This is a genomic window from Kistimonas asteriae (assembly GCF_018263925.1).
In the GTDB taxonomy this organism is placed as follows: domain Bacteria; phylum Pseudomonadota; class Gammaproteobacteria; order Pseudomonadales; family Endozoicomonadaceae; genus Kistimonas; species Kistimonas asteriae.
Map to the genome: position 1 here is coordinate 66,282 of NZ_JAEVHF010000007.1, position 22,150 is coordinate 88,431.

A 22,150-nucleotide genomic window follows, 5' to 3' on the forward strand; every position below is an offset into this window, starting at 1 on the left:
GACAGCAGGCAACCTGCTGTGACAGTCCTTCACTTCCGGCAACGATTACGCGCATGTTTCTTGGTATTGATCTGGGCACCTCTGGTGTCAAAACCGTTCTGCTGTCTGACACTGATGCCATCATTGGCCAAGCCAGCGCCCCCCTGACGGTGTCCCATCCACACCCACTCTGGTCAGAACAGCATCCGGATGACTGGTGGCAGGCAGTCTGCACCAGCATTGAGAACCTCCGGCGGCAGCATGACCTGTCCGGCGTCAAAGCGATTGGCCTATCAGGCCAGATGCATGGTGCCACTGTGCTGGATGACGACCTGCGTCCTCTGCGCCCCGCCATCCTCTGGAATGATGGCCGAAGTCACGCAGAGTGCCTGGAACTGGAAGAGCGGGTCCCCGAGCTTCGCACCATTACCGGCAACCAGGCCATGCCGGGATTCACCGCCCCTAAACTGCGCTGGCTCCGAAAACATGAACCTGAGGTTTTTTCCCGCATTCATAAAGTGCTGCTGCCCAAGGACTATATCCGATTACAGCTGACTGGATGCTGTATGTCCGATCTGTCCGACAGCGCCGGCACCCTCTGGCTGGACGTAGCTAAACGTCAGTGGTCTGAAACCATGCTCACCAGTTGCGGGCTGACGCTCGAACATATGCCTGAGTTGAGGGAAGGCTCACAGATCGCCGGTTACTTAAAACCCGATGTTGCACAACAGTGGGGAATGAATCCCGTACCTGTTGCCGCGGGCGGTGGTGACAATGCGGCCGGCGCAATCGGTACAGGCGTAACTGAGCCGGGTCAGGGTATCCTGTCCTTGGGAACTTCCGGCGTGATATTCGTTGTGAGTGACGACTATCGCAGCAACCCCGCCAACGGCGTACACAGTTTCTGCCACGCCCTGCCCGATCGCTGGCACCTCATGTCCGTCATGCTGAGCGCCGCCGGCTGCCTGGACTGGCTTGCCCGACTGACCGGCGCTACCGATGTCCCGACTCTGCTGGCTGAAGCAGAACAGGCCCAGCCTCAGGAAAGCCTGTATTTCCTGCCTTATCTCAATGGAGAAAGAACACCGCACAACAACCCGACAGCCTCCGGCGTTTTCTTTGGTATGACCGGCGCTACAACGCGCGCCCAGTTAACGCTAGCCGTGCTGGAAGGCGTCGCCATGGGATTAAATGATGGTCTGGAAGCGTTGAACGCAACGGGCATTGCCATCAATGAAATGACCCTGATTGGCGGCGGTGCCCGCAGCCCACTCTGGCGACAAATACTGGCGAATACACTGAATATGCCGCTGAGCTATCGTCGTGGTGGAGAAGTAGGGCCAGCACTGGGCGCCGCCAGACTGGCACGTTTAGCGTGCCATGATGATAATACTTCGCACATTGCGGGTGTTTGCCCGGTACCGGCGTTGCTCGAACGCATGGAACCCAATGCAGAGGAAGCCTGTCGCTGCCAACTGCGCCAAGACAAATTCAGACGTCTTTATCTGGCACTTGAGGCCGAGTTCCCAAATAGCTAATACCTGCCCGCAAAGGGAGCAGCTACGTTCTGTTCTCTTTGCCTGACATAGGGCGTTATTACGCAAACAGTCATTATCATCGGGGATTGCTTGTTTTACTACGTATGTCGACATCAGCGCGTAAACTCTCTGAAGCCATCGATTAACGCTGGATTCACACCGGTCCGTTTGAGACACTACCGGGAATTACCAGAATAAATCAGACTGTGTTATGGATATGTTGTCGCTTCTGTCCAGCTCTCCCCTGCTGTTTATCACACTGACGCTGATCCTTGGCCTGTTGGTGGGCAGTTTCCTCAATGTGGTGATTTACCGGTTGCCGGTAATGATGCAGGCGGACTGGAAACAGCAATGTCAGCAACTGCTGGATCCAGAGAAAACCCCAGAGAAGGAAAAGCGCTTTAATCTCATCGTACCGGCATCCACCTGTCCGTCCTGCCAGCACAAGATTCGCCCCTGGGAAAATATTCCAGTGATCAGTTATCTGTTCCTGAAAGGGCGTTGCAGCCAGTGCAAGACAAGAATTTCTCCCCGTTATCCGATTATTGAAGCCGTGACCGGTATCCTCTCTGCCCTGGTGGCGTGGCATTTTGGGTTCACCTGGCAGGCGCTGGCGGTACTGGTGCTCACCTGGTCGCTGATCACCCTGACCATGATTGACTATGACCACCAGCTACTGCCGGATTCCATCACCCTGCCGCTGGTCTGGCTGGGTTTAATCTGTAACAGCTTTGGCCTATTTACTACGCTGGAAGCGGCCTTGTGGGGAGCAGTTGCCGGCTATCTCAGCCTCTGGTCTGTCTACTGGCTATTCAAGCTGATCACCGGCAAGGAAGGGATGGGTTATGGCGACTTCAAGCTGCTGGCCGCTTTAGGGGCATGGATGGGCTGGAGCCAGTTGCCGGTGATTATTTTGCTTTCATCGCTGGTAGGCGCCATTGTCGGCATTTCCCTGATTCTGTTTCTTGGCCGCGACCGAACCATACCGATTCCCTTTGGCCCGTACCTGGCAGCCGCAGGACTGATTGCCATGTTCCAGGGGGAGCAACTGATCAATACTTACCTGCGTTTCACCGGACTCTGATTAACGCCCTATGAGCACCTTGATTATTGGCATTACCGGCGGTATCGGCAGCGGCAAGACCGCAGTGACCGACTATCTGGCAAGCCTGGGGATTACCATTGTTGATGCCGACCAAGCGGCTCGTGTCGTCGTGAAACCGGGTACCCCAGCCCTGCAGGCGATTGCTGAGCACTTTGGCGAGCAGATCCTGCAGGAAGACGGCGGCCTGGACCGTCGGGCATTGCGCAACATTATCTTTAACAACAATGAAGAACGACGCTGGCTGGAAACCTTGCTGCACCCGCTGATCAAGGATGAGATGCTGAACCAGCTGTCACTGTCCCAGTCACCGTACAGCGTTATCGTATCACCCCTGCTGCTCGAAACAGATCAGCATACGATGGTTGACCGCATCGCCGTGGTCGATATTCCGGCTGAGCTTCAGGTCCAACGGACCATGGCGCGGGATGGGATTGAACAGAGCCAGGCAGAAGCCATCATGAATGCCCAGGCCGCCCGGGAAACCCGACTGGCACAGGCAGATGATGTCATTGACAACAGTGGCTCACTGGATGATCTGCACCAGGTGCTGGATCAGTTGCACAACACCTGGCGGGCAATCGCGGCAAAACGCTCGTCCGATTAGTGGCTGGCAGGCTTCAGTGAGTTCATTACGATACGGATCACCACTTCGCGGACCCGGTTAACGTCTGAACGGGTATGGCGGGTATCCTTCAGCAGGTTCAGGGACGCCGCTTCCATGGCCCAGATAAGGGTGTAGAAGACCATGCGATCCGGGGCTTCCAGCCCGAGGTCGAGCATTTTGTTGTGGAACAGCTCGACCATGGCGTCATACCCCTGCTGCCGATAGACGGCCAGCGGCGATTCTGAACGCATCGCCTCCTCTTCCAGCAGTTTCAGCAGGGGGCCGATATAGCGATGACAATCGAAAAACAGGCCAACCGAACGTTCAACCAGTTCACGCAGCGTAGCGGCGTCCGCTGACATGCGCTGCAACTGTCCCATCATCAGATCGACACCCGACCGATAAACGGTTTCCAGTACCGCCATCTTGCTGGGATAGTATTTGTAAAAAGTACGACGTGAGACGCCTGCGGCCTGGATAAGGTCGTTGACCGTCACCTGCTCAATGCCCTTTCCAAGAAAAACCGGAACACAGTGCAGCATGATTTCAGTGGCTGCGATCTCACCCTGATCAGACAGTACACCCACTTCGGCCTTCTGTTGCCGAAACAGTGCCTCTCGCCCACCGAGTTCTTCAAACACCTGTCGGATAATGACCAGGCTATCACTCCCCTGTGCGCCCGCCATGATGGCTCTCCCCCAACAATTGTACTTTCCGTCAACTACCGGAATACGGTATAACCATGTCCAGAACAGCAGTTTGCCACCCGGGCGCCTGCCAAGCACGAATATAATAACAGCGAAGTGCCTGATCACAATGAGAAGACGTTGCCTGTCGCCTGACCGTCTACATCGGCTGATGCCGTTTCTGGTCGCCATTGGCCTGATGTTACTTCCCCCTTCGGTTCATGCCGCCAAAGCCCTCTGGTACCTGGGCCAGAAAGTCCCTGATGTGACCCGTCCCTGGCAGTCAGCCGATTACCGGCAGGCCACAGAAGCCCTGAAAACCATTGATGCAAAACAGCCCGATGCCCTGCCTCGCCGCGGGGGAGAATACACCGGCGCGGTCTTTGAACGCTTGATCAATGAAGAGAATTTCCGCCCGCAGTTGGATATCTACGAGTCCCTGGATTTCCGTCGGGAAGAGGCTTCCCGAATCCTGTTCTCACTCAAGGAGATAATGCGCCTGTATTTTGATTTTTCTGCATCCCGACAGCCTTATGGCAAGGAAGCTCTCAGTTTAATGAGCTATTCCATCCGCCAACAGGCCGTATTATTCGACCTGACCGTGGAATTCTGGCTGACCCTCAGCGAGAAAGACCAGCAAAGCCCCGAACGGCTGGAAGGCCTCAATGACACCAAAGTGGCCGCTGCCATGCTGGCGTCCAGCGCCCTGGATTATCTCAACCTGCACCAGCAGTTCGATCAGGAAGCCCTGATCATCTACAGCTATGAACTGGGCAAAACCTGGCCGGAGTTGTTTGTTCACTTGCCGAAAGCCGAAAGGGAGCGGTTATTGGCCAAAGTCACGCAAATCAGCGAAAAACACGACTTGGACGAGGTGAAAAAGACCCTCTCTGAACTGCTGCCGGTCCTGACCCAAATCCATGAGAGCATTGGCTGAACACAACCCTTCACCCACATTTCATGAAAATTTCACGGTTTTCATAAGCAAATACCCAACCGGTATTTGGGCATGCGAACTCTTCCTGCCTATGGTTGTCTTATCTATAAATCATCTAGAAAAACGGCAGGAATACAGTCAGTAGTTATTAACTCGGGACTGTCAGGAATTGCCGGTAGTGGTAAGAGGCAACTTCATGGGCAGACTCACATTGAACACAATGGTGCTACTTGGCGCCATGGCGGGCCTGGTCAGCGGACTGGGTGCGCCTCAACCGGTGCTGGACACTGCCGCGGTGGTATCCGACCTGTTTATCCGGCTGCTACGCCTGGTCAGCGCACCGATCATATTCTTTGCCCTGCTCTCAACCCTGACGGGAATGAAAAACACCACCCATGCCCGAAAGCTGGCGGGCATGGTGTTGAAATATTCCCTGCTGACGACATTGATTGCCGCCGCAATATCGCTGGCTGTCTTTCTGGTCGTTGACCCGGTTCGTGGTGTCACCGGGATTACCGGTACCACTGAAGGCACCGTGAGTGCTGGGTATGGACAATACCTGTTAAGCCTTATTCCGAATAGCTTCGTTGCCCCTTTTGTCGATAACCAGATTGTCAGTGTGCTGCTGCTGGCACTGTTACTCAGCATCTCCATTCTGTCACTGCCGGAACGCAAGCGGGATATTCTCCATGAGCTGTTTGACAGCCTGTTCTCAGCCGTCATGCGCATGACCGGCCTGATACTGCTTCTGTTACCGCTAGCCGTCTGGGCCTTTGTGACCGATTTCTGCAAGACACTGGAAAATCAACAGATGCTGGCAGCGATCTCACTCTATGTCGCCTGCATACTCATTGCTAACCTGATTCAGGCCGTCATCGTGTTGCCCGGCATGCTCCTGTTCAAAGGATTGCCACCCTGGAAGATTTTCCGGGGCATATTGCCGACGTTGACGGTAGCGTTCTTTTCCAAATCCTCCAGCGCCGCGTTACCCTCTGCGATGGAGAATGCCGAGAAAAAGCTTGGCATCAACAGTGAAATCTCCCGATTCAGCTTTCCGCTGTGCATTACCATCAATATGAATGCCTGTGCGGCGTTTATATTGATCACCGTGCTGTTCGTATCCATGACCTATGGCGTGACCTATTCAGGACTGGAACTCATTAGCTGGATCTTCATTGCGACATTAGCAGCATTTGGTAATGCTGGCGTGCCGATGGGCTGCTACCTGTTATCCAGCACCATTCTGGCTTCCATGAATATTCCGCTGAATATCATGGGCGTGATCCTGCCGGTTTATGCGCTCATTGATATGCTGGAAAGTGCCATTAACGTCTGGTCTGATACATGCGTCACCAGTATTATTAATAAAGAAGTAAACGAGGGTGATTATGTTGTTATCAACAATTAAAAGGCCTGTAACCCTTACATAAAACAACATTCATGATTTATTGCCAAGACAACAATGAATAATTCCAACCAATAACACTGGCTCAGATAAAAAACACAACAAGTACATCTTGATGAAGAAAATGAGGCGTAGTTCATAGAGCTACGCCTTACGTATTTAATGCTTTAAAGTCAAAAATGAGCGAGTAAGATTTTCTGTACCCCCATCCCTTACCAAAACCGTATCCTCAATCCGAATACCACCAAACGGCTTTAGCGACTCAATACGGGGCCAGTTAAAGTCCGCACAACCTTCATGTTCACTTAGCAATTGATTAATGAAGTAAAGACCGGGTTCAATAGTAAACAACATATCGGCCTCAATCGTACGCTGCAGACGCAATGCCGGATAATCCGGATGTCGACCTACCTGTGCACCATCAGAGCCTGTCAACCAGCCACCAACATCATGGGTCTGCAAACCGATCAAATGCCCAAGACCATGGGGGAAAAATGTCCGGGTATACCCACGGTCGTAAATAGTTTCAGCTGGCAGACGAACGATATCAAAATCACTTAGGATGCCTGCAATACGGCGGTGCATGACATCATGGAGTTCGCCATAGGACATACCCACCTGGATATCATCAATGATACCCAGCTGTTCAGCATTCATGCGTTCCACCATGTCAGCAAAATCACCCTTTCCAGCGGCATAGGTGCGGGTAATATCAGCATGGTAATTCCGGAAACTGGCGCCGGCATCAATCAGAAATGCACGACGTTCCGCCGGCGGCTCCCGGTCGTAATCATCATAATGCAGTACCGCGCCATGCTCGTTCAGTGCCACGATATTGCCATACGGCAGCTCACACTCCCTGTGCCGGCTCGCTGCGAGATAGCGAAGGTGTATATCAAACTCAGAGAGCCCTTCATGAAAGGCGTCAACGGCCGCCTGATGCGCATGGGCGGCGATCCGGTTGGCTTCGCGCATGCAGGCCTGCTCATAGGGAGTTTTGTAAGCACGCATCCAGGTCAGGTAATGCATCAGTTCTGGCGGATTTACTGCACCTAATCCCCAACTACTGAAGCGGCCATCTTCGTAACCCAGCAGCGCAAAACTGGATAGGTCCTGAGGCAGACAACCACGCAGCTGATCAGGGCTATTGATGACCTTGATCTCCTGTGCATTCGACCAAAAGGATTCCGCCGGTTCCGGTGCTACATGCCAGTAGTCACGGGGCTGATAATGCACCAGTTGCACGGTTTCTCCCGGGACAAAGACCAGCATGGACTCCGGCGCCCCGCGTGATGGCACCCACTGCCGAAAGAAGGGGTTTCCCCAGAAAGGGAAGTCCTGGTCATCCTGAAAACGTCGGTCGGGAGCACCGGCCGGGATCAACACCCCGTGGTAACCTGCCAGCGCCAACCCTTCGGTATAACGTTCCACCAGTGTTGACACATGCCGGGAAAAGAGAGAGGTCCAGTCTGTCATTGATTGCATGTCCTGCTGCGAGCCGGGATGGCTCAGGATTATCAGTGCGCGATAGGGTTCAAACTGATGTTACTGGCCCAATACGACACTTGCCAGACATTAACAAAATTTAATGAAGCGCCCATGCGGTGGTCATCTCACGCCATTTATACTGCACGCATCTGAACATGAGGATGTCTCCATGGAAAAGCGACGGAGCACCGTAATGGCCAAGGCCATTCGCCAACCTGACAATCGCCGCCTGTACCCCGTTCTGTTTGCCCTGTTGCTACTGGCCGGCAGCCTGTCCATTGGGCACGCCATGGCCGATTCACCCCGGGAACAAGCCCTGACCTGGCAGGCTCTGCAGCAGGCAACCTATACACCGGAGCAGGCACTGACCGACACACTGCAGGCTTACCCTGGCCTGATCACTGAGTATGAAGTGGATGACGAAAATGGCCACCTGGTTTATGAACTGACGCAGGTTTCAGCGGACTTCCGGCAGGCTCGGGAACTGACCATTGATGCACTCACCGGAAAAATAGTGGAAAACAAGCCGGATGACCTCGACAACTGGCTACAGCAGCGTGACAATCGCATCAACGCACTGCTGGCAAAAAGCACACCCTTGGTAGACATCCTGCGACGTTTCCAGGAAAACACCAACGGCCATGTGGTTGAAGCGGAGCTCAAATTGGACAAAGGCATTCTCTTTTTTGAACTTGAGGTCAATCACGAAGGGAAAATCACCAAACACCTGGTGGATGCTGGCAGTGGAAAACCGATTCCGGTTTATGGCAATTTCTGACAGCGCTGAGGCAGTTCCATGAAAATTCTGGTGATCGAAGACGACACCACCACACGTAACTATATCGCCAAGGGATTCACGGAACAGGGGCACAGTGTCGATACTGCGGAAGACGGCCAGCAGGGTCTGCTGCTGGGACTGGAGAAACGCTACGATCTGATCACCCTGGACCGGATGCTGCCTGGCCTCGATGGCATGAAAGTGCTGGCATCCTTGCGCGCCTCGGATATTACCACGCCAGTATTGATCCTGAGCGCTATCGGGGATGTAGACGAACGGGTACGCGGGCTGCGTCAGGGCGGGGATGATTATATGACCAAACCCTTCGCCTTTGCCGAACTGTTGGCCCGGGCGGATCTCTTAATGGCCCGTGGCCAGCGTGAACCAGAGATGACCTCCACACTGTCAGTCGACGATCTGGAACTCAATCTGATTACCCGTGACGTCCATCGCAGCGGCCGAACCATCGACCTGCAACCCCGAGAGTTTCTGTTGCTCCGCTACCTGATGGAACATGCAGGCCAGGTCGTCACCCGCACCCTGTTGTTCGAGGAGGTTTGGCATTACCACTTTGATCCCGGTACGAATGTGATTGACGTTCATATCGCCCGTCTTCGGCGCAAACTGGAAGCGGAACACGAATCTCGCCTCCTGCATACCGTGCGGGGCGTCGGCTACACGCTGAAGGCTTCCTGAAGCAAGGAATGATCAATGAACCGGATTGCCTGGCGTTCCTCAGTCTGGCGCTACACCGCCATGTATACCGTGCTGGTACTGGTCATTATCAGCCTGCTGGCGGGTGCCACCTGGTGGCAGGCGATCCGTGCGCTGCAACACCAGCAGGAGCAGACCATTGCGCGGGAACTCGCCCAGTTCCGGGAATTGAGTGAAGATATTTCTCTGTCCGACTTTCAGCGTGCCGTATACGACAGGATGCGACTGTTCCGCCGCGTCATGATTGCCTGGGAGTCACCTGACGGCATGGTGGGTAATCTTAATGCACTCCCTGAAAGCGTTCAGCCTTGGCCACAGGTAAGCCGGTTCATTATTTTCAGCCCGTCGCTGATTGACCACTCGCGGTTGCGTGAAGTGATTGGCAGCCGGATAGACACCCGATACGGTCCGGTTGTCCTGGCCATCGACAGCAGTGAACTGGACCGCGTCGCGGCCCGGGCCAAGCAGGCGGTCGCCCTGGCAATGATTGGCGCGATCCTGCTAGCCAGTATTTTCGGCTTCATTCTCTCCCGCCGTTTGTTCCGCCGTATTGACAGTATCAACCGGATTACACAGGAGATTGAAGACGGGAAGTTATCGGCACGGCTCCCCGTGAATCCCCAGGGTGATGAGCTGGATTACCTGTCTGACCGGGTCAACCATATGCTCAACCGCATTGACGATACAATGCATTCCATTCGCCACGTCACTGACAGTATTGCCCATGACCTTCGCACGCCACTGGCCCGGTTGCGCCTGCGACTGGAAAACCTGTTGATTGAACAGCCTGAAGACAGCCCGCTGGGTGATGAGCTTGAGATCACACTGGCCGAATTGGATCAAATACTGGCTACGTTCCAGGCAATACTGGAACTCTCCCGACTGGAACAGGGCGCCAGTCATCGACATTTTGAAACGCTCTCCATGCGAGAACTCTGGCAGGACGTCATTGAACTGGCAGAACCACAGGCTGAAGAAAAGCAACAGACCATTGCCTTAAACGATAACGATGATTTCCAGATAGACGGCGACAGAAGTCTGCTTTTCCGGTTGTGTTACAACCTGCTGGATAACGCGATCAAGTATTCGCCGGAAAAAAGTGCCATCGACATAACGATCAACCGCCATGCCTGGAGTATTGCCGATCAAGGCTCCGGTATCCCTGACGAGGAAAAACAGAAAGTCTTCCGGCGCCTGTACCGCATCGATAGCAGCCGAACTTTACCAGGCTATGGTTTGGGCCTCTCACTGGCTCAGGCGGTCGCAAGACTGCATGGCACCGAGATCGAACTGACGGACAATCATCCCGGACTGAAAGTGACCATCACCTTCCCTGCACAACATTAAGCGCAGGAAAGGTGATCCTTTGTATCAGAGCCGTCTGACAACGTTTCGAATACCTTGCCCTAACAGGGCGAGATCGTCACGACTCATGATATAAGGGGGCATCACATAAACCAGCTTTCCGAACGGCCGGACCCAGATACCTTCTTCCACAAACATCGGTTGAACCGTTTGCATATCCACCGGTTCTTTCATTTCAACAACACCAATCGCGCCAAGTATGCGGACATCCTCAACCGTGGATAACTCGGCCAAAGGCTGCAGCTCTTCCTTCAGCGCCTCTTCAATGCCCTTGACCTGAGATTGCCATTCTCCACGATTCAGAATATCCAGGCTGGCACCCGCAACACTGCAGGCCAGGGGATTCGCCATGAAGGTCGGGCCATGCATGAATACCCCATTATCCGAAATGGTATGGCTGACCTCATCCGTGCAAAGTGTTGCCGCCAGCGTCATGTATCCGCCGGTCAGGGCCTTGCCAAGACACATAATGTCCGGAGTCACGCCGGCCTGTTCACACGCAAAGAGCGTTCCTGTTCGCCCAAAGCCCGTGGCAATTTCATCCAGTATCAGTAATACACCAAATTCCCTGCAGAGTTCCTTCACGCGACGCAGGTATTCCGGAGAATAGAAGCGCATACCACCTGCGCCCTGCACCACCGGCTCGAGAATAACCGCCACAAGGTCTTCATGGTGCTCACGGATCGCATCGGAAAACTCATCCAGGTAGCGTGCTTCCCAGGCATCGCCATACCGGCACTGCGGCGCTTCGACAAACACATGTTCAAGCAACATACCGCGGAACAGGCTGTGCATACCGTTGACCGGATCACACACCGCCATCGCCCCCAGGGTATCGCCATGGTAGCCATTGCGAACCGTCAACAGGCGTTTCTTACGGGTATTGCCCAGGGATCGCCAGTACTGGATCGCCATTTTGATGGCAACTTCTACGGAGACCGAGCCGGAATCCGCAAAAAAGACAGTAGACAGACCTTCCGGCGTCATGGCGACCAGTTTTTTAGCCAGCTCAATCGCCGGCTGATGGGTCAGCCCACCGAACATGACATGCGCCATATTCTGCGTTTGCCGTTCAATGGCAGCATTTAATTCAGGATGGTTATAACCATGGATCGTCGACCACCAGGAGGACATCCCATCCACCAGCTCCCGGCCATCCGTCAATGTCAGCCTCACCCCTGAGGCTGACGCCACCGGGAATATCGGCAATCGGCGCGTGACCGAGTTGTAAGGGTGCCAGATGTGTTTTGCATCAAAGGTCAGGTCTTCCTGACTCAGATCCATGGCATTCTCATTGGAACTTGCTTGCAAAACGGCCACCTCTTATCGATAAAAATCGCAATACTCATCCAGCCAGCTATACCCATCCGGTATCGCCAGCAGCAAGATACTTCAAAACCCAATAACCAGGCAGCCTATTATATCTGCTCTCTATGAACAACACGGACAAAAGTGTCTGGAATGCCATCTACCCGCTGTAGTTGGATATAATTAAACAGATACACAAACCGCTGACCTGACGATGCGTATATGGAAATACTCAATAGCGGATACCTCAAGGGCGACAGCCTGAAGGAAGCTCACCTGCCTTCCGTACTGGCCAAGGCGCTGGCAGCCATTGCCCAATACCATTACACGCCTGAAACACACGAATTTGACTACCAGGCCTGCGCCAACTCCAAAGCCTACGAGCACTATCTTCAGGTTGTGAATGCACTTCAGGACTTCGATCCCGCATCACTGACCGACATGGATGAGAAAGTGGCCTTCTGGCTCAACCTGTACAATGGTTTGGTGATACACAGCGTCATCCACCATGAGGTCTGCGGCAGCGTCAGGCATCACAACGGTTTCTATACCTATAACTGTTATAAACTCAAAGACCACCATTACAGCCTGGATGATATTGAACACGGCATCCTGCGCAGCAACAGCCCAAAATTTGCGTCCTTCTGGCGTCCCTTGAAAAAGAAGCACCCAGGTTATCAGCATGCATTGCCCGAGTTAGATGCAAGAATTCATGCGGCCTTGTTCTGCGCCACGATATCCTGCCCTCTTTTACGTATTTATGACCCGGAACACCTGTCAAAGAGACTCGATGATACCGTCTCTGACTACCTGTTGACCTATGTCTCTTTCCATGCTGGCAAGCAACTTCTGACACTGCCTAAAACCTTTTACTGGTACCGGAAAGACTTCGGGTCAGACCGTGAGCTGATCGCCTTTGTCAGGGAAAAACATCCATCCAGTAATGTACGGCAGGCGCTGGCAAAAGCAGGGGACAACATCAAGTTCGATTACCGTGATTTCGACTGGAGTCTGAACGCAACCCGATACCAATGGCAGCAATCCGAGCTGTAAGAATGTCAGGAATCGACTATGCATATACTCAATGACCGCTACGTAGATCCAAAAACAATCAATGCGTCAGCCCTGCCTAAGGAACTCGCAGCCAGGCTCGGCGATCTTTATCAGCGGTTTTATAATGAAGCACTGCATGAATTTGACTATCTTGCCTGCGAGCATTCTCAGGAATTTGCACGCTACCTCCAAACCGTAGAAGGGCTGACAGCCTTTCACCCCAAACAGTTAACGGACCATAACACGCGTCTGGCTTTCTGGCTGAATCTGTACAACGGCCTGGCAATACACGACATCATTCACAACAACATTGGCGATAGTATTAATAGCTGCAAAACCTTTTTTACCAAAAACGGTTACCAGCTGGCTGAAGGGGTCTATTCCCTGGATGATATTGAGCATGGCATCTTGCGCAATAACCATCCCAAGTATGCGTCTCTCCTGCTCCCTCTCAGCAAAGATCATCCGGGCCGAAAACACTGCCTGCCCGACATTGATCCACGGATTCATGCAGCCCTCTTTTGCGGAACACGTTCCTGTCCGGATCTCAGGGTCTTTCACCCTGATACCATTGATGCCGAGCTAGATGCCATTACCCGGTTATACCTTGCCAACAACGTATTCTTTGAACCCGATACCGCAACGCTTAACCTGCCCCAGAAGTTTCACTGGTATCGTGACGATTTCGGCTCCAAAAAGCAGATGCTGGCCCTGATCTGCAAGAATCACTCAAAGCCTGAAGTCCGCTATGGCATTCAGGAAACCAGTGACAAGCTGAAGATCCATCACATAAACCATGACTGGCGACTCAATCAATCCAGCAGTCTTCGCTAAACATGAACCGGCTCAAAGACAAAAGCCCCAATAGCAACGCTAAATATTACGATTGGTATTACACTCGCTCATCATGGCGAGGTCGCCTACAATAGCGGCCTTTTTCTTCCCTTGTCGCAAAAAAGGGAGCCAGCAGCGAGTACCGACACACCATGAGCGCCCTGTTCGTTAACCAGATGACCACCATCGACTTTTCCTACCTGTGCCCCGAACGCGGGCTGGTCGGCGAGAGCCTGATTGTCGATGTTATCCTCAACGGCGATCTGAATGATGAAGGCATGGTTTTTGACTTCAGCCATGTTAAAAAGCAAATCAAGCAATCCATCGACCACTCTATGGATCACACCCTGCTGGTTCCCGCAGAGTGTGCAGCGATTGAATACAGCAAGGAAGAGGGTCGTATCGACGTCACCCTCCATACCCACGAGCTGGGCTTCATCCAGTGCCGAGCACCCGAGCAGGCAATCACACTGCTGCCTCTGTCCCAGATCACCCCTGATGCACTGCGCCCCTTGCTGGAGCAACAGGTTATGGCAGATCTTCCGGAGAATGTCAGCGGTATCGAACTGCGCCTATACCCGGAAACCATTGACGGTGCCTGGTACCACTACAGCCATGGATTGAAAAAGCACAGGGGGGATTGCCAGCGTATTGCTCATGGTCATCGATCCACCATTCAAATCCTGCTGAACAATCAGCGCAGCGAGTCCCTTGAGCAAGACTGGGCGAATCGCTGGCAGGATATCTACCTTGCCACCCGGGAAGATCTGTTAACCACCTTCACCGTACAGGATCGCGACTATCACCGGTTCGGCTACACCGCCCAGCAGGGCTATTTTGAACTCTCCCTGCTGGCCGATCGCTGCTATATAATTGACACTGATACCACCGTAGAGCTGCTGGCTGATCACATGGCAAAAACGCTGGCGAACGAAAACCCGGGGCAATCAATCCAGGCTATCGCTTATGAAGGCTTTCAGAAAGGTGCCGTTGCTGATGCACAATGCCAGCCATCGACTGACAGCAGCTTGAACCCGTAATCCCCAAAAAACCAGCAGCCACTGAATCGTTTTAGCCAGCGCCTGGGCCTGCCGTTTGCAGCAGCGACAGGATGTCGCGGTAGCGATGCAGGACAAGGAGAGTCCTGTGATCGCGGCGAAAAACGGCAGGCTCAGGCGCTGGCCTCCCCCGCTCTCAAATCCCCTCCCAAAACCCAGGCTCTTCAAAAACTAAATTGTAATGATAATAATTATCAATATAATTGCGATCAAAATAAGTACGAAAAGCCTGATACACAACCATCGAATTAGAATGACACAGGTTGGAACGCTCCATGACAAGAATGCAAAAGGTCTTACCGGTTCTGGCAATCTCTGCCGCACTTGCAGGTTGCGGACAAAATGATGCACAGGACACCTCAACATCACAAAGCAGCCAGACAAACCCAAGCATTTCACATGAAGCCATTGTCGAGCAATATGCCAATGTTGCTCACGCCACATTTGAAGATGCACTGATCACCGCCAGAGAGCTACATACCACCATCAGCACACTGATCGAGAGCCCGACTGAAGCCAATCTGTACGCTGCCAAAACAGCCTGGATCTCCGCCCGGGTCCCCTATCAGCAAAGTGAAGTATTCCGCTTCGGCAACGCCGTTGTGGATGACTGGGAAGGCCAGCTCAACGCCTGGCCGCTGGATGAGGGCCTGATCGACTATGTCGACAGCAGTGCTTATCAGGCAGAACTGGGCAACGTCGGCGCTTCAGCCAACATCATTGCCAGCCTTGAGGTTCAGGTTGGCCAGGACATGATTGATACCAGTAATCTTGCTCCCGCATTACTGGCGAACCTGAATGAGCTGGGAGGGAGTGAAGCCAATGTCGCGACCGGCTACCACGCCATTGAATTCCTTCTCTGGGGGCAGGACCTGAACGGCACCGAGCCCGGCGCCGGTAACCGTCCTGCCAGTGATTACGCGACAGGTGATGACTGCACCAACGGCCACTGCGAGCGACGCGCCCAATACCTGACCGCTGCCGCTGAACTGCTGGTCAATGACCTTGAGACCATGGAAGCGCAATGGCGCTCAGGGCAGGACGACAACTACCGTCAAACCTTACTGAGCGAACCTGCCGAACAGGGCCTGCGTAAAATGCTGTTCGGCATGGGTAGCCTGGCGTTGGGCGAGCTGGCCGGTGAACGGATGAAAGTCGCCCTGGAAGCCAACTCGACCGAAGATGAGCACGATTGCTTCAGTGATAATACCCACAACTCACACTTCTATAACGCGCTGGGTATTAACAACGTCTATAGCGGCAGTTATACACGGGTTGACGGCACGCAGGTCAGCGGACCCAGCCTTGCTGACCTGGCTGCAGCCTCGAACCCTGAACAGGCAAGCACCATCAGCAGCAAGTTCGTCCGCACCCAGGCCGCCCTGCAAGCGATGGTGAATGCCGCAGAACAAGGACAGGCGTTTGACCAGCTGATTGCGGCTGACAACAAGGCAGGCAACGCGATTGTTGAACAGGCTATCAGCGCGCTGGTTGAAGAAACAGCCGCTATCGAACAACTTGCCGCACTGGCCGGAATCAATAACCTGAGCCCTGACACGGCTGACCATACGTTCTGATAATACTCCTACTATCGCACTGGCAGGGACGCTGTGCGAATGACATAAGAATGGTAAACACTGATGTCTGCTTCCATCAAGCATCCCTTTAAAATCCTGCTGGCTGTTGCCGGGGCAGGTACTGTTTTAGCGGTAACGGGCTTGGCCATCGCGATGGCGACTGGCAGCGTCGATTACTCTATCCCGGAACCCCATGAACACCTTAGCGGTGGCAAAACCACGGTATTCAACCAAAGCCGTAATGCCTTTTCCCTGCCATCCGCCAATATGCCCGTCTCCCGCCGTCTGGATTTCAGTGTCGGTAACAGCTTCTTTCGCAATCTCTGGGTCATGGCGCCGGCCAGCACCGATGCCCGGGATGGACTCGGCCCCCTGTTTAATACCAATGGCTGTCAGAATTGTCATATCAAGGATGGCCGGGGGCACGCACCGGCAGGTCCAGACGACAATGCAGTATCCATGCTGATACGCCTGAGCATTCCAGCCGTTACCGCCGCACACAAGGCACAGCTCAAAACCGACGGTTCCATACCAGATCCCGTTTATGGTGGGCAATTACAGGATTTTTCACTCACTGGCGTAGCTCCCGAGGGAAAAATCCAGGTAACTTACAGCTACCAGACCGTGACTTTTGCCAATGGCGACACCGCAGAACTGCGCAAGCCGTCGTTTACTATTGAGGACAAGGGTTATGGTGAATTCCATCCGGATATCATGTTCTCCCCAAGGGTCGCACCGCCAATGATCGGCCTCGGGCTTTTGGAAGCCATTCCAGAGCATACGCTTCAAGCCTATGCAGACCCAGACGACCGAAACAATGATGGTATTTCCGGACGACTCAACCAGGTCTGGGATGCCGAAAAACAAACGACAACCAGCGGACGTTTTGGCTGGAAAGCCGGCCAGCCAAACTTACGACAGCAAAATGCGGCTGCGTTCAACGGCGATCTTGGTATCACCTCGAGTTTATTCCAGAAGGACCACTGTACCAGCAGCCAACAAGATTGCCTGAGCAGCATCAACGGCGGCGATCCTGAACTCTCTGAGGAAATCCTGAACTTTGTCACCTTTTACTCCCGCAATCTGGCCGTGCCCGCCCGCCGGAATGTGGATGTACCAGAGGTGCTCCGTGGAAAACAGCTGTTCAACGATGTCCAGTGTGCTGCGTGCCACATCCCCCAGACAACGACGGCACAATTGACCGACCAGCCAGAACAATCCGGTCAGACCATCTGGCCCTACACCGACCTTTTACTCCATGACATGGGCGAAGAACTGGCGGATAATCGCCCTGAGTTCCTTGCGACAGGGCAGGAATGGCGAACACCGCCACTCTGGGGTATCGGTCTCACCAAAACAGTCAATGGCCATACCGAATTCCTGCACGATGGACGGGCCCGAAACCTGACGGAGGCCATCCTGTGGCATGGGGGGGAAGCGGAACAATCCCGGGAACATTTCGTGGCCATGCCCCGTCATGACCGCCGGGCGCTGCTGGCTTTTCTGGAATCGTTATAAGTCCAAGGCAGTATGAAAACAATTGCCATTGTTGTTCTATCGTCGCTTTTGCTCACTCTCGGGGGCTGCTCAGACGGCAGTGATGCCGAACGCAGGCTGGCGGAACATTCTTCCAAACGAGTCATCCTGGCACTCTACCATCGTCTTGCATTTCAGGCGGAGCAATTTCAGACGTCTGCAGACCACTTTTGCCAGTCGCACTCACAACCCGCTTTCAACGACCTACAGCTACGCTGGAGAAACCTCATGGGCGCCTGGCTGGAGACGGAGGTGATCCAGTTCGGCCCGATAATAGAAGAAAACCTGCTGTGGCAGTTCCAGTTCTGGCCGGACAAAAAAAACCTGGTGCAACGGAAGGTGGAAGAACAGCTTCAGCGCGATACGAGGACCGATATCCGCGATACGAGTGTTGTCATACAGGGCTTGTCTGCCCTTGAATATCTGCTGTTTGAGCCCTCCGTCAATACAGCGGAACAGCTGAGAGAACACCCCGAACGCTGTCAGTTACTGCGTGATATTGCACAGCATGTTCATGACAATGCCAATTTACTCAAGTCGGCCTGGAAACCTGGCAACGATGGCTGGCATGAGCAGTTTATGTCGCTGCCTGACCAACAACAGGAAGCAGGTATTCCCAACCCAGTCAGCACCCTGATGGTCAACGGCCTCCATACCATGCTGGAACGGGCATACAAAAAGGTTGTGCTGCCGCTGGGTAAAACTGATAACGGCAACCCCTACCTCGCGGAATCCTGGCGCAGCCGCAATTCCCTGGAAAACATTGCCGCCAACATACGCGGCGCCCGCCGTTTCTATGATGGCGCCGATGGATTTGGTCTGAATGACCTTGTCAAAGCCTCTCCGAATGGCAACGTGCTCACTATTGAGGTCCATCAGGTCTTTAACCAGGTCGAACGTTCCCTGGCTCAGGTCCCACAACCATTATCCATTGCGGTCACCAATCCTGAATTCAGACCTGCGGTACAGGCGTTGGCCGACGACCTGAAATCCCTCAGGGATCTCTTTGGCAACAAAATCCCCAACGCGCTGGGCATTGTGCTAAGTTTCAATGCCAATGATGGGGACTGATAAATCACAGGCTGCCGTTCATGCCCGATCGCCGCACCGTATTGAAACACATGGTTACCGGTTGTGCGGTGGCCGGCCTGCTACCCTTGATGCCCGGTTGCACCCGCAATCCCCCCGAGCGCCTCGTATTCAGCACGGCGCGTGATCGAAAAGGACACTTTTCCGCACGCATCGCCTCACCGGATCGCATCTGGCAACACATCGTGCCACTGCCCGCGAGAGGTCATGGTATTGCCCTACATCCGGTGCAGCCTGTCCTTGTTTGCTGCGACCGTCGCCCGGGCCAGAATCTGCATGTCATTGATTTTCGTGACGGAACCCTTCTGAAGCGTATTGGCAGTCAGCCCAACCGACACTTTTACGGCCATGCCACGTTCAGTCCCGACGGCAGTTACCTCTTTGCTACGGAAAATGATCTGCACAAGGGGCGCGGCATAATTGGTGTGTATGAGACAAAGCACTACAACAAAGTAGCGGAGTTTTCCGCCCATGCTATTGGCCCTCACGAGATCCACCTGCATCCGGATAACCGGACACTGGTTGTCGCCAATGGAGGTATCCAGACCCACCCGTCAAGCGGAAGACAAAAACTCAATCTGGCAACAATGCAGCCGCGGTTGAGTTACATCGACAGCCATAGCGGTGAACTACTGGAAGAACACAGCTTCCAGCACCACCAGCTCAGCATCCGACACTTTGATATCGCACCGGATGGCACCGTGGTTTTCGGCATGCAATACCAGGGTGATCCTGCAGACATCAAACCGCTGGTTGCACTGCACCGTCGAGGAGAGTCTATCCGATCAATGCAGGCTGATGAAACGGAATGGCTGCAACTCAACCAGTACATTGCCAGCGTCTGTATACTGCCTGAGGCAGATACTGTTATCACGACCGCCCCCAGGGGAAATACCGTTGCGTTCTGGCGTCTCAGCGATCAGCAGCTGGTGAATGCGGTTTCGGTTAATGATGCTGCCGGCGTCGTGGCAGTAAACCCGCATACTGCAGTCGTCAGTAACGGTATGGGTGAATTAATTCATTACACCTGCCGGGCGGGAAATGGGCGGAAAATCCAGCGGTTGTTATACCCGGATTGCCAATGGGACAATCACATGTCGGTTTAAACCTTCATCTATCAACCAAACCTGAAAGGCTTAGCCTTTATTCATTGCGCATTACGACTGAATTTCCTTCCTTTTCATGCCCTGAAATTCATTGTGATTATCTAACCAACAAGAAAGCGTTACGAAAAACCCTTATCCCTTCAACGCAATCGGCCGTGCATATTTATCATCAATGAATTCCGAATATTAAAGCACTCTGCTTCTGGCGTTACCCGCTGCAGGAGACCATCTATCAGCAACATGGCGTGACCATGGACATTAGCCCAGCAATTATTGGCCATCAGCCAGACGGGTTGCTCCACCATGATGCCCTGCTCAATCCCCTTTTCGATGATGGCGTAAAGCGCCCCGAATGCCTGCTGCGCCGCCTCCTGCAACTCCGGATGGTTTTCAGGGTGCTGAATCATCGGGCCGAACATCAGCTTGTATTTAGCAGGATTAGCCACGGCATAACGAATATAGGCCTCACCACAAACAAGCAAGGCCTCATCAGGACGATCAATGCCCTGACTGGCCTCACAGATAAAGGCCTTTAGCGCCAGATACCCTTCCGTCGCCATCGCAGCCAGCAGGCATTCCTTGTCCGGAAAGTGGCGATAAGGCGCCGTCTGGGACACACCAATGTCCCGGGCCAATGCCCGCAGGCTGAGTTTTTCCGGCCCATGCGCTTCCAGATGCCGGAACGCACACGCCAGCAACGCATCGCGCAGGTTGCCATGATGATAAGTGCGTTTACCCGTCGTCATTACCTATCCCCGGTTTTCTGGCATTTCAAGTATATCCAAACGTTCTGACAAAGGATTCTCTTGTTCAATGTTATTATTGTCAACATTGTTGACAGTGACAACATTGCCTCCTACATTTCATAATTACGGACAAGCGCAATGACTGCGCACCAATAACGACAGTCCTCAGGGCAAAGAGAATCGAACGTGAAAACAGCAGCCGTAGGCAGTTCCCTCGGAAGGGTGGTCGTATCTGTGCTGGTGCCAGCCTTCATGGTCCTATCGCCAGTAAGGGCGGACACTGCACCGTATGACACCACGCCATTGCAGTACCAAGAGACCACACGTCCCATACAGACGAGTGGCCAGCTTACTTACAAAGCCACTCAGAAACTGTCCTTCAAAACGTCAGGTCCCGTTGCCAGCATCCAGGTGGATGAAAGCGATACCGTTGAAAAAGACCAGTTGCTGGCCAGTCTGAATACCGAGGAAGTCGAGGCCCAGGTTGCTGAAGCAGAGGCGCGGCATCAGGAAGCCTTGCGTAATCATCAACGTCTTCAGCGGTTACACCGACAGCAGGCCATCTCCCTGGACCAGCTCCAAGCCGCACAGACCAGTGTCGATGTCGCTGAATCCCGGCTGCGGATTGCCCGGTTCAACAATCGCTATTCCCATATCCGCGCCCCGGGCCGTGGCCGGATTATTGAGCGTTTGATCGAACCGGGCGAATTGATCAGTCCCCAGCAGACCGCCTTCCTGCTGGCGGATGAAGCCAAGGGCTGGATTATGCGCACCGGTTTATCCGATCGCGATGTGGTTCGGGTGCAGACCGGCGATCCGGCCACTATTCATTTTGATGCGTATCCGGGTGCCAGCTTTACCGGTCGCGTGACTGAGATTGCCCCAGCCGCTGACAGCCGGACCGGCACATTCGACTTGGAGATCTCTCTGGATTCTCCACCGAAACGACTTTACCAGGGATTCATCGGCCGTATTACCGTCACACCTGCAGAGTCCCAGCGAATTGCACGACTACCGGCAAACGCCCTGGTCAGTGCAGACAATGGTCAGGGAATCATTTATGTGGCTGACCCGGCGTCTGAACGCATCATTCAACACCGTGTGGATATTCTCTGGCTCGATAACCAGTCTCTGGCCATCGAAAGCAGTCTGCCTGAAGGTACGCCTGTTATTACCCGAGGGGCATCGTTTCTTAAACCCGACGACAACGTTCAATCGGCTCCGGTAGCAAACAGGCAATAATC

At 53.7% G+C, this 22,150-nt stretch carries 20 protein-coding genes; 16 read left to right on the forward strand and 4 right to left on the reverse strand.

The genetic code is table 11. The annotated features are described in order from the left end of the window. The first annotated feature begins 53 nt into the window (after positions 1 to 53). The 3 genes from xylB (at position 54) to coaE (ending at position 3,226) form a co-directional block, all read left to right on the forward strand. Positions 54 to 1,517, forward strand: a complete 1,464-nt coding sequence (gene xylB / locus KHS78_RS09710) for a xylulokinase (protein ID WP_211827777.1) — start codon at positions 54 to 56, stop codon at positions 1,515 to 1,517. Between the two features lie 211 nt (positions 1,518 to 1,728). Further along, positions 1,729 to 2,601, forward strand: a complete 873-nt coding sequence (locus tag KHS78_RS09715) for a prepilin peptidase (RefSeq protein ID WP_211827779.1) — start codon at positions 1,729 to 1,731, stop codon at positions 2,599 to 2,601. Positions 2,602 to 2,611: 10 nt separating this feature from the next. Further along, positions 2,612 to 3,226, forward strand: coding sequence for a dephospho-CoA kinase (gene coaE / locus KHS78_RS09720; protein WP_211827780.1), 615 nt, complete (start codon positions 2,612 to 2,614; stop codon positions 3,224 to 3,226). Here coaE and KHS78_RS09725 read toward each other — a convergent pair. After that, a complete protein-coding gene (locus tag KHS78_RS09725; RefSeq protein WP_211827782.1) occupies positions 3,223 to 3,912 on the reverse strand; it encodes a TetR/AcrR family transcriptional regulator in 690 nt (229 codons plus the stop codon). The genes coaE and KHS78_RS09725 overlap by 4 nt on opposite strands. A 130-nt stretch (positions 3,913 to 4,042) precedes the next feature. Between KHS78_RS09725 and KHS78_RS09730 the strand changes: the two genes are divergently transcribed. Beyond that, positions 4,043 to 4,849 carry a hypothetical protein gene (locus KHS78_RS09730; protein ID WP_211827784.1) on the forward strand — a complete coding sequence of 269 codons (807 nt, stop codon included), beginning with the start codon at positions 4,043 to 4,045 and terminating at the stop codon, positions 4,847 to 4,849. A gap of 196 nt (positions 4,850 to 5,045) precedes the next feature. Beyond that, complete coding sequence (locus KHS78_RS09735; protein ID WP_211827787.1) at positions 5,046 to 6,257, forward strand: dicarboxylate/amino acid:cation symporter; 1,212 nt, start codon at positions 5,046 to 5,048, stop codon at positions 6,255 to 6,257. A 156-nt stretch (positions 6,258 to 6,413) separates the two neighbouring features. Here KHS78_RS09735 and pepQ read toward each other — a convergent pair whose 3' ends face one another. Next, positions 6,414 to 7,730, reverse strand: a complete 1,317-nt coding sequence (gene pepQ / locus KHS78_RS09740) for a Xaa-Pro dipeptidase (RefSeq protein WP_211827789.1) — start codon at positions 7,728 to 7,730, stop codon at positions 6,414 to 6,416. Positions 7,731 to 7,911: 181 nt separating this feature from the next. Here pepQ and KHS78_RS09745 point away from each other — a divergent pair, with 181 nt between their 5' ends. The 3 genes from KHS78_RS09745 to KHS78_RS09755 are packed head-to-tail and all read left to right on the forward strand — an operon-like array spanning position 7,912 to position 10,581. Next, complete coding sequence (locus KHS78_RS09745) at positions 7,912 to 8,520, forward strand: PepSY domain-containing protein (protein ID WP_211827790.1); 609 nt, start codon at positions 7,912 to 7,914, stop codon at positions 8,518 to 8,520. Between the two features lie 18 nt (positions 8,521 to 8,538). Next, the gene (locus tag KHS78_RS09750; protein WP_211827792.1) at positions 8,539 to 9,216 is read left to right on the forward strand and encodes a response regulator transcription factor; all 678 of its coding nucleotides are present in this window, start codon (positions 8,539 to 8,541) and stop codon (positions 9,214 to 9,216) included. A 15-nt stretch (positions 9,217 to 9,231) separates the two neighbouring features. Beyond that, on the forward strand, positions 9,232 to 10,581 hold the full coding sequence (locus KHS78_RS09755; RefSeq protein WP_211827794.1) for a sensor histidine kinase: 1,350 nt from the start codon (positions 9,232 to 9,234) through the stop codon (positions 10,579 to 10,581). Positions 10,582 to 10,605: 24 nt separating this feature from the next. On the opposite strand, the gene bioA is transcribed toward KHS78_RS09755, so the two are convergent. Further along, positions 10,606 to 11,883: an adenosylmethionine--8-amino-7-oxononanoate transaminase gene (bioA, locus tag KHS78_RS09760; protein ID WP_211828109.1), complete on the reverse strand. Its 1,278-nt coding sequence runs from the start codon at positions 11,881 to 11,883 to the stop codon at positions 10,606 to 10,608. Between the two features lie 246 nt (positions 11,884 to 12,129). Between bioA and KHS78_RS09765 the strand changes: the two genes are divergently transcribed. The 7 genes from KHS78_RS09765 to KHS78_RS09795 all read left to right on the forward strand — a co-directional run bounded on the left by KHS78_RS09765 (position 12,130) and on the right by KHS78_RS09795 (position 20,160). Continuing rightward, positions 12,130 to 12,960, forward strand: coding sequence for a DUF547 domain-containing protein (locus tag KHS78_RS09765; RefSeq protein ID WP_211827796.1), 831 nt, complete (start codon positions 12,130 to 12,132; stop codon positions 12,958 to 12,960). An 18-nt stretch (positions 12,961 to 12,978) separates the two neighbouring features. Further along, positions 12,979 to 13,794: a DUF547 domain-containing protein gene (locus KHS78_RS09770; RefSeq protein WP_211827798.1), complete on the forward strand. Its 816-nt coding sequence runs from the start codon at positions 12,979 to 12,981 to the stop codon at positions 13,792 to 13,794. 152 nt (positions 13,795 to 13,946) lie between these two features. Continuing rightward, positions 13,947 to 14,834 carry a 6-carboxytetrahydropterin synthase gene (locus KHS78_RS09775; RefSeq protein ID WP_211827801.1) on the forward strand — a complete coding sequence of 296 codons (888 nt, stop codon included), beginning with the start codon at positions 13,947 to 13,949 and terminating at the stop codon, positions 14,832 to 14,834. 293 nt (positions 14,835 to 15,127) lie between these two features. Then, a complete protein-coding gene (locus KHS78_RS09780; protein ID WP_246506308.1) occupies positions 15,128 to 16,429 on the forward strand; it encodes an imelysin family protein in 1,302 nt (433 codons plus the stop codon). A gap of 63 nt (positions 16,430 to 16,492) precedes the next feature. Then, positions 16,493 to 17,947 (forward strand): di-heme oxidoreductase family protein, encoded by a 1,455-nt coding sequence (locus tag KHS78_RS09785; protein WP_211827803.1) that lies wholly within the window; start codon positions 16,493 to 16,495, stop codon positions 17,945 to 17,947. Positions 17,948 to 17,959: 12 nt separating this feature from the next. Next, a complete protein-coding gene (locus tag KHS78_RS09790) occupies positions 17,960 to 19,036 on the forward strand; it encodes an imelysin family protein (RefSeq protein WP_211827805.1) in 1,077 nt (358 codons plus the stop codon). Positions 19,037 to 19,056: 20 nt separating this feature from the next. Next, on the forward strand, positions 19,057 to 20,160 hold the full coding sequence (locus KHS78_RS09795; RefSeq protein ID WP_211827807.1) for a DUF1513 domain-containing protein: 1,104 nt from the start codon (positions 19,057 to 19,059) through the stop codon (positions 20,158 to 20,160). 140 nt (positions 20,161 to 20,300) lie between these two features. Here KHS78_RS09795 and KHS78_RS09800 read toward each other — a convergent pair whose 3' ends face one another. Further along, positions 20,301 to 20,906 (reverse strand): TetR/AcrR family transcriptional regulator, encoded by a 606-nt coding sequence (locus KHS78_RS09800; RefSeq protein WP_211827809.1) that lies wholly within the window; start codon positions 20,904 to 20,906, stop codon positions 20,301 to 20,303. Between the two features lie 186 nt (positions 20,907 to 21,092). On the opposite strand from KHS78_RS09800, the gene KHS78_RS09805 reads away from it, so the two are divergent. Continuing rightward, a complete protein-coding gene (locus tag KHS78_RS09805; RefSeq protein WP_211827810.1) occupies positions 21,093 to 22,148 on the forward strand; it encodes an efflux RND transporter periplasmic adaptor subunit in 1,056 nt (351 codons plus the stop codon). Positions 22,149 to 22,150 lie beyond the last annotated feature (2 nt).